The 12,912-nt window shown below is 65.6% G+C and carries 10 protein-coding genes; all 10 read right to left on the reverse strand.

From position 1 onward, the window contains the following. Positions 1–2: 2 nt before the first annotated feature. Positions 3–2,909 carry a flotillin family protein gene (locus tag QSV46_RS01305; RefSeq protein WP_314945229.1) on the reverse strand — a complete coding sequence of 969 codons (2,907 nt, stop codon included), beginning with the start codon at positions 2,907–2,909 and terminating at the stop codon, positions 3–5. Positions 2,910–2,935: 26 nt separating this feature from the next. Beyond that, entirely contained in the window at positions 2,936–3,769 is an 834-nt protein-coding gene (locus QSV46_RS01310) for a phosphoenolpyruvate hydrolase family protein (RefSeq protein WP_314945232.1), read from the reverse strand. A gap of 3 nt (positions 3,770–3,772) precedes the next feature. Next, positions 3,773–5,989: an ABC transporter permease gene (locus QSV46_RS01315; RefSeq protein WP_314945235.1), complete on the reverse strand. Its 2,217-nt coding sequence runs from the start codon at positions 5,987–5,989 to the stop codon at positions 3,773–3,775. After that, positions 5,982–6,764 carry an ABC transporter ATP-binding protein gene (locus QSV46_RS01320; protein WP_314945237.1) on the reverse strand — a complete coding sequence of 261 codons (783 nt, stop codon included), beginning with the start codon at positions 6,762–6,764 and terminating at the stop codon, positions 5,982–5,984. Before QSV46_RS01320 ends, QSV46_RS01315 begins: the two co-directional genes overlap by 8 nt. Further along, positions 6,757–7,845, reverse strand: a complete 1,089-nt coding sequence (locus QSV46_RS01325; RefSeq protein WP_314945238.1) for a branched-chain amino acid ABC transporter permease — start codon at positions 7,843–7,845, stop codon at positions 6,757–6,759. The genes QSV46_RS01320 and QSV46_RS01325 overlap by 8 nt, the downstream gene beginning before the upstream one ends. Position 7,846: 1 nt before the next feature. Further along, a complete protein-coding gene (locus tag QSV46_RS01330; protein ID WP_314945240.1) occupies positions 7,847–8,857 on the reverse strand; it encodes a branched-chain amino acid ABC transporter permease in 1,011 nt (336 codons plus the stop codon). A 190-nt stretch (positions 8,858–9,047) separates the two neighbouring features. After that, entirely contained in the window at positions 9,048–9,875 is an 828-nt protein-coding gene (locus tag QSV46_RS01335; RefSeq protein WP_314945241.1) for an AraC family transcriptional regulator, read from the reverse strand. Positions 9,876–10,008: 133 nt separating this feature from the next. Next, a complete protein-coding gene (locus tag QSV46_RS01340; protein WP_314945243.1) occupies positions 10,009–11,259 on the reverse strand; it encodes an ABC transporter substrate-binding protein in 1,251 nt (416 codons plus the stop codon). A 259-nt stretch (positions 11,260–11,518) separates the two neighbouring features. Next, positions 11,519–12,355: a transporter substrate-binding domain-containing protein gene (locus QSV46_RS01345; protein ID WP_314945246.1), complete on the reverse strand. Its 837-nt coding sequence runs from the start codon at positions 12,353–12,355 to the stop codon at positions 11,519–11,521. A gap of 13 nt (positions 12,356–12,368) precedes the next feature. Further along, positions 12,369–12,905 (reverse strand): MaoC family dehydratase, encoded by a 537-nt coding sequence (locus tag QSV46_RS01350; protein ID WP_314945248.1) that lies wholly within the window; start codon positions 12,903–12,905, stop codon positions 12,369–12,371. Between the last annotated feature and the right edge of the window lie 7 nt (positions 12,906–12,912).

Consider the following 12,912-nt stretch of genomic DNA (forward strand, 5'->3'; position numbering starts at 1 on the left):
CCTCAGCTCTTCTTTCGCGGACCACGCTCGGCCGGCGGTTCGCCGCCGCCCTCCGTGGCAGGCGGGGAGGCCGCCGGCTTGTCGCCGCCACCGCCGCTCTTACGCGCGGACTCCTTGATGCCCTGCATGTCGCGGGCCTCGCGCATCAGACCCGGCATTTTTGCCAAACTGCCGCCCTCGACGCCGATATCCGCCAGGATGGAGTCGATCAGTGGCGCCTGCACGCGGTAGCGCAGCGCCGAATCGATCACCTCGTCGGTGGCGCTGCGGCCGCCGTTGCCGCCATGGCCGTTGCCGTTGAGGCCGTCGACCTGGAGGATGCGGATGCCCTCGATCTTCTCCATCGGCTTGACGCTCTCGCGCACGATGCCCTCGATGCGGTCGAGCAGCTTCCTGCGGAACAGCGAGTAGCGCGCCTGGTCGGTGAGCACGTTCTCTGCCTCGTTGAGCATCCGCTGCGCTTCGGCCTCGACGGTGGCGCGGACACGCTCGGCATCGGCGGCAATCCGGGTCTCCTCGGCCTGCTTCTCGGCGATGAGGATTTCCACGCCCTTGCGGCGCTTGGCGATCTCGTTCTCGCGCGCGGTGATGACGCGTTCGGTGGCTTCGGTGGCGCGCATCCGCGCTTCCTCAGCCGAGGCTTTGGCCGCGGATTCCTCCAACGATTTGGTGTGGATCGCGATCGCCTTCTCCATTAGCACGGTCTCGACCTCCTTCTCGCGATTGACTTCGAGCTTGCGTAGCTCGCGCTCGCGGCCGATCCGGGCCTCGTCGAGGCCGCGGTCGGAGGAGATGCGGGCACGCTCGACCTCCTCGCGCGCGGCAATCTCGGCCTCCTGGAGCGACTGGCCGCGGGCGACCTCGAGCTGCTCGATCGCGCGCCGGCGCTCCAGACGGGCGGCTTCCAGCGCCTGCTCGCGCGAGACGTCGGTGGTTTCCACCTCCTTGCGAGCGACGATCTCGGCCTGCCGGACCTGGCGGTCGGCGTCGATCCGTTCGGATTTCTTGGCAGAGAGCGCGATGACGCGGTCCTCGTCGGCGATCTCGATCGCCTTCTTCTGTTCGATGTTGAGAACCTCGCGCTTCTTGGACGAATTGATCCGCTCGGCCTCGAGCGCGAGATCGACGGTAATGCGCTGACGCTCGATAGCGTCGCGCCGCTTCAGCTCGGCGGCTTCGAGCACGCCGGTGCGCTCGATTTCGAGCGAGCGGGTGTCGCGCTCGGCTTGGATGCGCTCGGCCGCAACGGCCTTCTCCTGGGCGATGCGGGCGGCCTCGATCGCCTCGCGGGAGGCGATGTCGGCTTCCTCGACGGCGCGGTTGCGAGCGATCTCCAGCGAGCGGACGCGCTCTTCCTGGGCGATGCGCGAGGCCTCGGTGGTCTCGCGCGCGGTGATGCCGGCGACCTCCAGCGTCTGGTTGCGCTCGATCTCGAGTTGCCGCGTGTTCTGTTCGGCGGCGATGCGCTCGGCGGCGAGCGTCCGCTCGCGGGCGATGCGGGCGGCCTCGACGGCGCGCTGCGCCTCGATCTCGGCCTCCTGGATGGTACGAACCTGCTGGATCTCCAGCGCGCGGGTACGCTCATCGGAGGCGATGCGATCGACATTGACGATCAACGTCTGGGCGATGCGGGCCTTTTCGGTCGCTTCGCGTGCGGCAATCTCGGCCTCGTCGACCGCGCGGGTGCGCTCGATCTCGCGGCGCCGCGTCTCCTCCTCGTTGGCGATACGGGCGTCGGTGACGACGCGGTCCTGCTGGATACGGGCCTTCTCGATCGCCTCGCGGGCCGCGATCTCGGCTTCCTCGACCGTGCGCATCCGCTCGATCTCGCGCTGGCGTACCTCGCGTTCGGAGGCGATCCGTGTCGTATCGATCGAACGCTGGTTGGCGATACGGGTCTTCTCGATCTCCTCGCGCGCCAGCAGTTCCTTCTCCTCGATGGTGCGGGTGCGTTCGATCTCCTTCTGGCGGGTCTCGCGCTCGGAGGCGATGCGGGCCTCGGCAATGGCCTGGTCATTGGCGATGCGGGCGCGCTCGATGGTTTCGCGCGCGGAAATCTGCGCCTGCTCGGCTTCGGTCTCACGCAGCGCGCGTTCGCGGGCGACTTCGGTGCGCTGGAGTGCGCGGCGCATCTCGATGTCGCGCTCCTGCTCCAGCCGCGCGGTTTCGCTTTCGCGCTCGATATCGAGGGCCTGCCGTTCCGCCTCGAGATTGCGGGTGCGGATCTTGATCATCGAATCCTGCTCGATGTCGTTGCGTAGCTTGCGCCTCGCCTCGATGTCCTCCATCAGCCGCGTCAGGCCTTCGGCGTCGAAGCGGTTCGAGGGGTTGAAGAATTCGAGGTCGGTCTGGTCGAGATCGGTGATGGCGACCGATTCCAGCTCGAGGCCGTTCTGGGCGAGGGCTTCGGCCGCATTGGTCTTGACGCGCGTGACATAGTCGCCGCGCCGCTCGTGCATCTCCTCCAGGGTCATTTCGGAGGCGACCGAGCGGATCGCGGAAATGAATTTGCCGGCCAGCAGCGCATGGAGCTTTTCCGGCTCCATGGTGCGGCGGCCGAGGGTGGCGGCGGCGATAGAAACGGCTTCGCGCGTGGCCTGGACCCGGACATAGAAGTCGGCCTCGATGTCGACGCGCATGCGGTCGCGGGTGATCACCGCGTCCTGCCGCGAACGCACGATTCCCATCGGCTGCACGTTCATGTTGACCGGTGTGTAATCGTGAATGAACGGCAGCACGAAGGCGCCGCCGTTGATCACCACGCGTTCGCCGAGGAGGCCGGTGCGGACGAATGACACCTCCTTGGAAGAGCGGTGGTAGAGCCAGTTGACGATGTAGACGCCAACCACGATCACGACGATCGCGACGATCAGCCAGAGGATGAGCTCGCCGACCAGGATCCCTGACATGTTTCCCTCCCTCAATCTTGCAGGCGTTACCGCACGCCGATCGCCTTGAATTGACGTACCTGTTCCGTCAGCGCCCGCTCCACCGGCAACCGCTCCATCGAAGAGGCGCCGTAGAAGCCATGGCAATGGCGGGTATTCTTCATGATGAAATCGGCATCCGCGGGATCGGCGATCGGGCCGCCATGGGCGAGCACCAGAATGTCCGGATTGACGCTGAGCGCGGCTGACGCCCAGGTGTCGATGCGCGCCGGGCAGTCCTTCAGCTTTGGTGCGGTCTGCGCGCCGATCGTGCCGCCGGTGGTAAGCCCGAGATGGCAGACGATGATGTCGGCCCCGGCGATCGCCATCGCGGCGGCTTCCTTCTCGCTGAAGACGTAGGGCGTCGTCAGCAGGTCCTTCTCGCGCGCCTTGGCGATCATGTCGATCTCCAGCGCGTAGGACATGCCGGTTTCTTCGAGATTGGCGCGGAAGACGCCGTCGATCAGGCCGACGGTCGGAAAGTTCTGCACGCCGGCGAAGCCGAGCGTCTTGAGCTGGTCCAGGAACACGTCCATATCGCGGAACGGATCGGTGCCGTTGACCCCGGCAAGCACCGGCGTCTTGCTGACGACGGGCAGTACCTCGCCGGCCATCTCCAGCACGATGGCGTTGGCGTCGCCGTAAGCCATTAGCCCGGCGAGCGAACCGCGGCCAGCCATGCGGTAGCGTCCGGAGTTGTAGATCACGATGAGGTCGACCCCGCCGGCTTCCTCGCACTTGGCCGACAGGCCGGTGCCGGCGCCGCCGCCGACGATTGGCTCGCCGCGCTTCGCCATGTCGCGAAACCGCTCCAGAAGGATAGCGCGTTCAAACCGGGCCATCGGTCACCTCGCCAGTCTCCGGCGCGCCCCGGCGCGTCCGAACAAGGTTCGGAAAGCGCTCACGATGGTCGAGGCGAACTCGGGATCGTTGATGTTCTGCTTGACGCGAATGAGCTGGCGGTTGGCGGTCTGCCGCACCGTGCGCTCCAGTGCGCGGAACAGGGCGGCATCGGCCTCGCTATCCCAGAACGGCTGGCCGCGCGCATCGAGTGCGGAGACACCGCCCTCGGGCAGGAAGAAGCGCAGCGGGCCGTCCATCTGGTTGAGGCGCTCGCCGATCCAGCGGCCCATCCGCTCGTTCTCTTCCACTGTGGTCCGCATCAACGTCACCTGCGGATTATGGACGTGGAATTTGCGGCTGCGGTAGCGCTCGGGAATGGTCTCCGGCGCGCCGAAATTGACCATGTCGAGCGCACCGACCGAGCCGACATAGGGCACGCGCGTGCGGATGATCGCACTGAGGCGGTCCTCGGTCGCCGGAAATACGCCGCCCATCAGGAGATCGCAGATTTCGGTGGTGGTGAGATCGATCACGCCGGCGATCTGGCCGGAATCGACCAGCTTTTCCATCGAATGGCCGCCGACGCCGGTGGCGTGGAACACGAGGCACTCGAACTCATCGCGCAGATCGGCCGCGACCTTCTGCACCGCGGGTGTCGTGACGCCGAACATGGTGATGCCGACCGACGGCAGGCCGGCGCTGGCGGCGCGTTCCCTGGACTCGCGCTGGTCGAGCCGTGCCTTGACCATGCCGGAGATCGCGTTGGCTCCGTTCGACAGTACGGCGCGCGAGATCGAGTTCAGGCCCTGCACGTCGGTGACCGAATGCATCATGGTGATGTCGGCGGGGCCGACATAGGAGCCGACGTCGCCCGAGGCGACCGACGAGATGATCAGTTTCGGTATGCCGACGGGGAGGGTGCGCATTCCCGGCGAGACCAGCGATGCTGCGCCCGAGCCGCCCGCCGAGATCACGCCGGCGATATTGCCCTGCCGCTTGATCCAATTGGCGAACGCATCCGCCATTGCCGTTACCGCAGCGCCACGGTCGGAGCCGAACACGGCCGACCCACCGCGGCCGTGGTTCAGCGCGATCTCCTGCGCGGAGACGTCGCATGTCGCATGCTTGCCGCTGGTGGAGACATCGACCAGCCGCGTGCGGAGGCCGCTTTCGGCGATAATGTCGCGAATGAAACGGAGTTCGGTGCCTTTCGTATCGAGTGTGCCGACGACCAGCACGACCGGCGGCCCCGACGACTGGGACGTCACGGGCTCGCGCTTGCGCCGCGCGGTCTCGTCGAGGCGCGCGACCTGCGTCGAGAGTGTGCGTGCTACCGCTTCGATCCGTGCAATCGGCGCGGGCTGGGACCAGCGCGTCGGCGGGGTCGGGTTGGAGATGTAGATCCGGATCGGGCCGTTCGGTCGGGTAGGCTGTGGCGCCGCTTTCGTCTCGGCGTCAGCCGCTGGCACGTCGAGATCAGGGGTAAGCTCGGCATGCAAGCCGACGCCGAGCAGGCGCTGCTGCAGCTCGCGGTCGGCGGCAAGGCGCGCAGAGTCGATGATACGATTGATGCGGCCATTGACCATGATCGCGACATTGCGCGAGATGGCCGTTGCGACGCCGATGTTCTGCTCGATCACGAGCACGGACATGTCGCCGTCCTCACCCAGCTGGAGCAGCATCTCCTCGACCTGCGCGACGATGACGGGCGCAAGCCCTTCGGTCGGCTCGTCCATGATCAGAAGATGCGGATTGGTGATCAGCGCACGCGAGATCGCCAGCATCTGCTGCTCGCCACCGGAGAGCTGGCCGCCGCCATGGTCCTTGCGTTCGGCGAGCCGTGGAAAGGTGTCGTAGATGCGTTCGACGGTCCAGGCGCCGGACCGCAGGCCGCCGGCGAGGCGCAGATGCTCGTCGACGCTGAGTGAGCGCCAGAGCCGGCGGCCCTGCGGCACATAGCCGACGCCGAGCCGTGCGATATGCGCCGGCGGCTGCCGCGTGATGTCTTTACCGCGGACGCGGATCGAGCCGCCACTCACGGGCACCAGACCCATGATGGCTTTGCACAGCGTGGTCTTGCCCATGCCGTTGCGGCCGACCACGGAGAACACGCCGGCATCGAGCGAGAGGTCCACGCCTTGCAGCGCGTGCGAATGACCGTAATAGACGTCGAGGCCCCGGACTTCGAGCGCAGCGGGGGAACGGCGGGCATCACTCATGGCCGCCCCCGAGATAAAGCTCCTGCACCTCGGGATCGGACTGGATCTCTTCCGGAAGGCCTTCCTTGAAGATGCGGCCGTTGTGCATCATCGTCACGCTCTCGACGACGCGTAGCGCCACGTCCATGTCGTGCTCGATGATGATGTAGCCGATGTGCGCCGGCAGCGAGGTCAGGATCTCGACCAGTTCGGCGCGCTCGGTCGGCGAGAGCCCGGCGGCGGGCTCGTCGAACAGCACGAAGCGCGGCGCGCCGGCAAGCGCCAGCGCGATCTCGAGCTGGCGCTGCTGGCCGTGCGCGAGCTCGGCGACGCGCTGGTCCTTCACGGTGGTGAGATGCACGGCCTGCACCAGGCTGTCGGCAGCGTGCATCAGCGCATCGTTCTGCCCGGGACGCAGGAACGAGAATCGTCCGCGTGAGACACCGCGGCAGGCGAGGTAGACATTGTCCTGCACCGTGAGGCCGGGAAACAGCGCGGAGATCTGATAGGTGCGACGCAGCCCGCGCCGGATGCGCTCATAGGGCGGGAAATGCGTGACGTCCTCGCCGAAGAAGCGGATCGTGCCGGAGGAGGGCGGGAAATCGCCGGTGATGCAGTTGAACAGCGTTGTCTTGCCGGCGCCGTTGGAGCCGAGCACCGCGCGGCGTTCGCCGGGACGCACGGTGATGGTGACGTCGGTCAGCGCCGCCAGCGCGCCGAACAGCCGCGTCACGCCGCGCAGCTCCAGCGCGGCACCGGCACCGACAACGGAGAGGCGCTGCGCGACGCTATCCATGGCCGCGCCCTCCGTCCGGGCGATCCGTCCGGGAACGATGGCTTTGGCGCCAGCGCTGCCAAAGGCCGATGACGCCGTCCGACGACCAGAATACGATGACGAGGAAGCCGAGCCCGATCAGCAGGCGGAAGCGATTGCCGTCGAGCCCGATCTTGATCAGGAAGTCGAGCGCGAAGGTACGCAGGAGGACGAAGACCAGCGCGCCGATATAGGGGCCGACCGGCCGGGTGATGCCGCCGACCACGGCGATGATGAGGATATCGATGCAGGCGCCGACGCTGACCGAGCCCGGCGAGATCTGGCGGTAGTTCCAGACTTGCAGCACGCCGGCAAGACCCGCGATGAAGGAGGCCACCGCATAGGCCGCGACTCGGTGCGCATTGACGTTGAAGCCGAGCGCGGCCATGCGGCGCGGGTTGTCGCGCACGCCTTGCAGAGCCATGCCGAACGGGGCCCGCGCGATATAGTCGACCGCGAAGTGGCACAGCGCGGCGACCGCGAGCACGATATAGTAGAACGGGATATCCGAGCGCCAGTTGATGCCCCAGAAATGCGGCGTCGAGACGGTGTTGATGCCGGTGTGGCCGTTGAAGATCGCCCAGTTCTGGTTGGTGAAGTAGTAGAATGCCGCGCCGATCGCCAGCGTGATCATGATGGTGTAGATGCCCTCGGTGCGCACCGCGAGCGCGCCGCCGAGCGTGCCGAAGATGGTTGCGAGCGTCAGCGCCATCGGCACCGCCAGCCACCATGGCCAGCCCAGGCTGATATTGGCGTTGCCGCTGACGCCGAACACCGCGACCATGTAAGCGCAAAAGCCCGCGATAGTGAGCTGCATCAGGCTGACCATGCCGCCGTAGCCGGCCAGGAACATCAGGCTGAGCGCGATGGTGCCGAGGATCAGCGTCGTCGCAAAGATCTCGATCAGGAAGAAGCCGTTGGCGATCAGCGGCATGATCAAGAGGATAGCCGCCACGATCCAGGCCGCGGGATTGTTGATGTCGGACCAGCCGCGCGCAGCCGGCCGCTGCACCGTTGCGGCGGGCCTGTGAACCTGAACACGGGCGTCGTGGGTGACGGACATGTCAGCGCCTCGCAAGCAGGCCCTGCGGCCGAAGCGCCAGCACCAGCACCATGATCAGGAAGGTCACGACGATGGCGTAGGTCGGGATGTAGACTGAGCCGAGCTGCTCGGCGAGGCCGATGATCAGGGCGCCGAGCGCCGCACCGGGGATCGAGCCCATGCCGCCGACGATCACGACCACGAGGGACGCGAGCAGGAAGCGGATGTCCTCGCCGGGGGAGAGCGACTGGAAGGTGCCGCCGACCACCCCCGCGATGCCGGCAAGCCCCGCGCCGAGCGCGAAGACCAGCACGAAGACGATCTGGATGCGCACGCCTGTGGCGGCGAGGATGTCGCGGTCGTCGACACCGGCGCGGATGATCATGCCGATCCGGGTGCGGTTGAGTGCGAGCCACATCGCGACGCCGATGATCACGGACGCCAGGAAGATCACCAGCCGCACCAGCGGATAGCGCAGATATACCGGCTCGCCCGAGGATTTCACGGCAGTGAGCAGCGGCAGTTCGATCGGGCCGATCAGCCAGTTCGGCGTCTGGATCTGGTAGAAGTCGCCGCCGCAGGCCCACAGCATCAGATCGGCGAACACGATCGAGAGCCCGATCGTCACCATGGTCTGACGCAGATCCTGACCCTCCATGCGGCGGAAGACGAGGACCTGAAGCAGGACGCCGACCAGCGCCGTCAGGATGAAGGCGACGATGAAGGAGAGGATCCAGGAGCCGGTCGAGGCGCTGATGGCGTAGCCGACATAGCCGCCGAACAGATAGAGCGAGCCGTGCGCGAGGTTGACGTTGCGCATCAGGCCGAAGATCAGCGTAAAGCCGCTGGCGACGAGGAAATAGAGACCGCCGAGCGTAATGCCGTTGAAGAGCGCGTTGAGGAAGACCCGCTTGCGGCCGATCGCCTCTTCAAGCCCGGGCGGCCACACCGCGAAGATCAGCCACAGCGCCACCGCGATCGCGATGATGACGATCAACGCCCAGGCAGGATGGCGCTCGACAAAGCGGGTCATGGCGTCACCTCGCCCCTGTCGCGGGGCAATGTCGCACGCAGACCGTTGCCGGCCGCAAGCCCTGCGAGGCAAGCCTTGCCATGAACGTACGCTCCCTATCGAGCGCGATCCTCTTGTCGGGACCGCGTTCCGCACATCCTAACGGGGTGGACGGGGGCGCATTTGATCGTGAGTATCTTTTCGCGCGCGGTCAGGCGCGCAAAACCTTGGCCGCGCGGCGATAATCGGTCGGCGCCATGCCGACATTGGCGGCGAAGAAGCGGGTGAAACCGCTCTGCGAGGAGAAGCCGAGATCGAAGCCGATATCGGCGATCGGCGCCTCGCTCGCCACCAGCGCCTCCAGCGCCTGCTCCATCATCAGCGTGTTGAGATAGAGGTGCGGGGTGACGCCGGTCTGGGTCCGGAACAGCCGGTAGAAATGCGGCCGCGACAGGCCGGATTCGCGGGCGATGGTGTCGAGCTCGATCTCGGCGCCGGGACTCTCCGACATCATCTTGATGCACTTGCGCACACGAAAATCGGTGACGGAGCCGTTGGCCCGCGGATCGCGTGCGATCTCGGCCTGCTGCCAGCTTTCGTCGTAGCAGACGTCGATCAGCCGTCTCAGCTCGCCATCGAGGCTGTTGAGCGAGGGTGCGCCGCACACTAGGGCGGCGGCGTGCCTGATCTGCTTGTCCAGCGCAGCTGACCGCGTGAACTGGGTCCGGCCGAAGCGCAGGCGGTCGGCGCCGGGTGCATCGGGCGCGAACCACTCCGCATTGACATAGAGCACGAAGAAGACGGCGCCACCCTCGAGGTCGGACGGCAGGAAATTATGCGGCTCCCATGGATTGACCGCGACCACGGAAGCTTCGGTGAGCTCGTAACGTCCGTCGTTGACATCGATGCATGCGGAGCGCCCCCCGACATGGAAGATCAAATGACCTTCGCGATGTGCGTGGATGTTGAAGGGGCGGTTCAACTGATAGACCGTCGCGCGGCCGAAGCGGCCGTGGAAGACGGCGAGCGCCCGGCTCATGCCTTCCCTCCCAGAAGCTCTTGTCTTTTTTGATAGCGTTCAACAACCGGGGAGAGAATGCAAGGGCGCACGTGTCACGGTCCTTGGCAAATCTCTCTCCGGTCAGTTAGTCATCTCTCGCGAACAGACTACGTCAGTACTTCTTACATTCCGGCACTGTACGGCTTGGCAAACCGATCTTGGCGAACACGGCGGGGTCATAGCCCAGCGTCTGGTTCACGTTCGGAATGACCTTCACGACTTTCGAGAACAGCGCGCCCTTGCCGTCGTCGACGACCTCGGTGACGAAGTTGGTGCCGATCGCCTGGCGGTTGGAGTCGAGCTTGATCTTGCCGTTGGGCGCGTCGAGTTCGATCTTGGCGAGCGCCTCCTTGTACTTGGCCTGGTTGTTGGAGAGATCGCCATTGACCTGACGCAGCGCCAGGATCAGCGCCATGGTCGAGTCGTAATAATTGGTCGCGAGCAGCGACGGGCTCGGGAAGCGCTTGTTCGGCGGGAAGGCGTCCTGATAGTCCTTGACGAACTTCTGCCAGCTTGGGTTCTCCCAGGTGTCGGCCTGGCCGCTCGCGGCCAGCGTGCCGACCAATGCGCTCTTGGCGTTGCCCTTCGACGACAGGATGGTCTGGTCGATCATGATCGAACCGCCCATCAGATGCGCCTTGCCGCCGGCCTGCTGGTACTGGTTGAGGAAGTTGACGGCGTCGGCGCCGCCGAGGCCGAGATAGATAGCATCGACATCGTCGGGCAGGGCAGCGATCACGGAAGCAAAGTCCTTGGTGCCGAGCGGCACCCATTGCCGGTTGGTGACCTGTCCGCCGGCGCCGCAGAACTCGAGCACGAGGCCGAACACCTGGGTGTAGATGAAGGAATAGTCCTCGCCGACGGTCGCGATCTTGCGATACTTCTTTTCCTCATAGGCGTATTTGCCGAGGCCGACCTGCCATTGCGCTCCGTCCATGTTGTAGCGGAAGAAGTTCGGGGCCGGATCGACATAGGTCGTTTCCTGCGCGCCCGAGGCGGCGTTGATGAAGGTCAGCTCCGGATGGGTCTTGGCAAAATTCTTGACCGCGATGCCCTCGTCGCCGGACAGCGGCGACAGCAGGATCTGCACCTTGTCCTGCTCGATCAGCTTTCGCACGGCGCGCACCGCCGAGTCCGGCGTCGCGTCCGTGGAGGCGATGACGAATTCAAGCTCCTTGTCGCCGATCTTCTTGCCGAGTACGTTGAGTGCGGTCTGGAAGCCGCGAATGCCGTCCTCGCCGAGCACGGTGTAGGTGCCCTCGAGCGTCGCCGTGACGCCGACCTTGATCTTCTCCTGCGCGAAGGCGGTGCCGGAAAGTAACAGGCTGCTCAACGCGATCAGTCCTAGACTGCCTTTCAACATTGCTCTCCTCCCTGGGGCGTGTCGCTGTTTTTCACCGCACCCTCGCGCGTCCGCCGCGGGGTGCGGCGTTTTGGCAAGGCGAGCAGTTCTTGGGATGGAGGCTATCTGAACTCGGATGCAGCGCACGCGTCGGAGCCACGCGAGGCTTAACGGGCAGTCTCATTTTGAATGGTGCGACGCAAATCGTTCTGCGGTGCAATAGACTTCGCCGCGCGGAAAATCGCGCGCGGCGGTCGTCACTATCCGAAAAGATGCGACCTCAGTTCGACGGCCCATCGCCGCGAATGGCGAAACTGGTCGCCTTGAGCTTGGTCATGCCGAACTTGTCGAACAGCCTGTCATAGGTGCCGTCGGCGCGGATCGCGGTCAGGGCGTCGGCGGCAGCCTGGGCGAGCAGCTTGTCGCGGAAGGCGAACGTGATGTCGGTGCCGGCGATGTCGCGGACCCAGATCTTTGCGATGCCCTTCTGCTCGAGCGAGTTGGCAGTCTCATTGATATTGAGCGCTGCTTCGAGCTGGCCGGCACGTAGCGCCGCCGAGGTCGCGGTGACAGTGGCGAAGGTGCGCAGCTCGACCGGCTTGAGGCCCTTGGCTTCCATCGCGGTGCTGAATTCGCGCGCCTTGCGCTCGGTGTAGGTCGCCGATTCCACGCCTACCACCCGGCCGGCGAGGTCCTCGAACTTCTCCAGCTTCAGGCTGGAGGAGGGATCGGTGTAGATGCTGATCGCCTGCTGTGCGTAAGGCACGAGGTACAGCATCTTGGAACGTTCTTCGGTCCAGAACAGGCCGGTGTTGATGGCGTCAAAGCGGCCGGAGCGCAGCGCCGGGATCATCGGCGGGAAGTCCATGCGCAGGAACACCGCCTCGACGCAGATGCGCTTGGCGATCTCGCGGGCGAGCTCGACATTGAGTCCCTGCAACTCGCCCTTGTCGTCGACGAATTGCTGTGGCGGCAGCGTCGGGTTGATCGACATCTGCCATTTCGGCGCTTCGATCAGGCTCGATGCCGGCACCTTGGGCGTACAGGTCTGGGCGCCGGCCGTCTGCGACAGGCCGATCAGGACGGCGAGGGCGGAGAAGGTCTTGGGAAATCGCATCAAAGTACTCCTGTCAAATCGTGGGTGGCAGTTGAGCCGTCTCCGGTCCGACGTCTTGGTCATGGTCACTTGGCAGCCCCGCGTCGCGCGCGGCTTGCCGGGTCAGGATCAGCGAGATGTGCCGGGCCGCGGTCACCACCTCGTCGCGCTGGTTGAGGAGATCGAGCGTCTCGATGACGATGCCGCGTTCGGGAGTTTTGGTCGGCCGCTTCTCGACGAAGCGAAAGCGCACGCGCAAGGCGTCGCCGGCGACGATTGGGCCCTTGAATTGGACTGCGTCCCAGCCGAGCGAAGCCACCGACGTCTCCTCGTACAGCTTCAACTCCGACTTCAGGCCTTCCATCAGCGACAGGCCAAGGAGCCCGTGGCCGATTACGGCCGGAAAGCCGAGCGACCTTGCATAGGCGGCGTCGACATGAAGCGGATGGTGGTCGCGCGTGACGTCGGCAAAGGCCGCGATGTCCGCTTCGGTCACGGTGTGCACGGCGGTCTCGAACTCCGCGCCGATCGCGATGTCCTCATAGCGGAGATTGGTCGATGCGGTGCCCATCCGTGTT

Origin of the sequence: Bradyrhizobium cosmicum, from assembly GCF_032290525.1 — a bacterium.
Lineage (GTDB): Bacteria > Pseudomonadota > Alphaproteobacteria > Rhizobiales > Xanthobacteraceae > Bradyrhizobium > Bradyrhizobium cosmicum_A.

Bases quoted from the DNA above. Each gene is read 5' to 3' on its own strand.
- QSV46_RS01315 (WP_314945235.1), bottom strand. From the start codon at position 5,989: ATGAGTGATGCCCGCCGTTCCCCCGCTGCGCTCGAAGTCCGGGGCCTC.
- QSV46_RS01330 (WP_314945240.1), bottom strand. From the start codon at position 8,857: ATGACCCGCTTTGTCGAGCGCCATCCTGCCTGGGCGTTGATCGTCATC.
- QSV46_RS01305 (WP_314945229.1), bottom strand. From the start codon at position 2,909: ATGTCAGGGATCCTGGTCGGCGAGCTCATCCTCTGGCTGATCGTCGCG.
- QSV46_RS01335 (WP_314945241.1), bottom strand. From the start codon at position 9,875: ATGAGCCGGGCGCTCGCCGTCTTCCACGGCCGCTTCGGCCGCGCGACG.
- QSV46_RS01350 (WP_314945248.1), bottom strand. From the start codon at position 12,905: ATGGGCACCGCATCGACCAATCTCCGCTATGAGGACATCGCGATCGGC.
- QSV46_RS01340 (WP_314945243.1), bottom strand. From the start codon at position 11,259: ATGTTGAAAGGCAGTCTAGGACTGATCGCGTTGAGCAGCCTGTTACTT.
- QSV46_RS01345 (WP_314945246.1), bottom strand. From the start codon at position 12,355: ATGCGATTTCCCAAGACCTTCTCCGCCCTCGCCGTCCTGATCGGCCTG.
- QSV46_RS01325 (WP_314945238.1), bottom strand. From the start codon at position 7,845: ATGTCCGTCACCCACGACGCCCGTGTTCAGGTTCACAGGCCCGCCGCA.
- QSV46_RS01310 (WP_314945232.1), bottom strand. From the start codon at position 3,769: ATGGCCCGGTTTGAACGCGCTATCCTTCTGGAGCGGTTTCGCGACATG.
- QSV46_RS01320 (WP_314945237.1), bottom strand. From the start codon at position 6,764: ATGGATAGCGTCGCGCAGCGCCTCTCCGTTGTCGGTGCCGGTGCCGCG.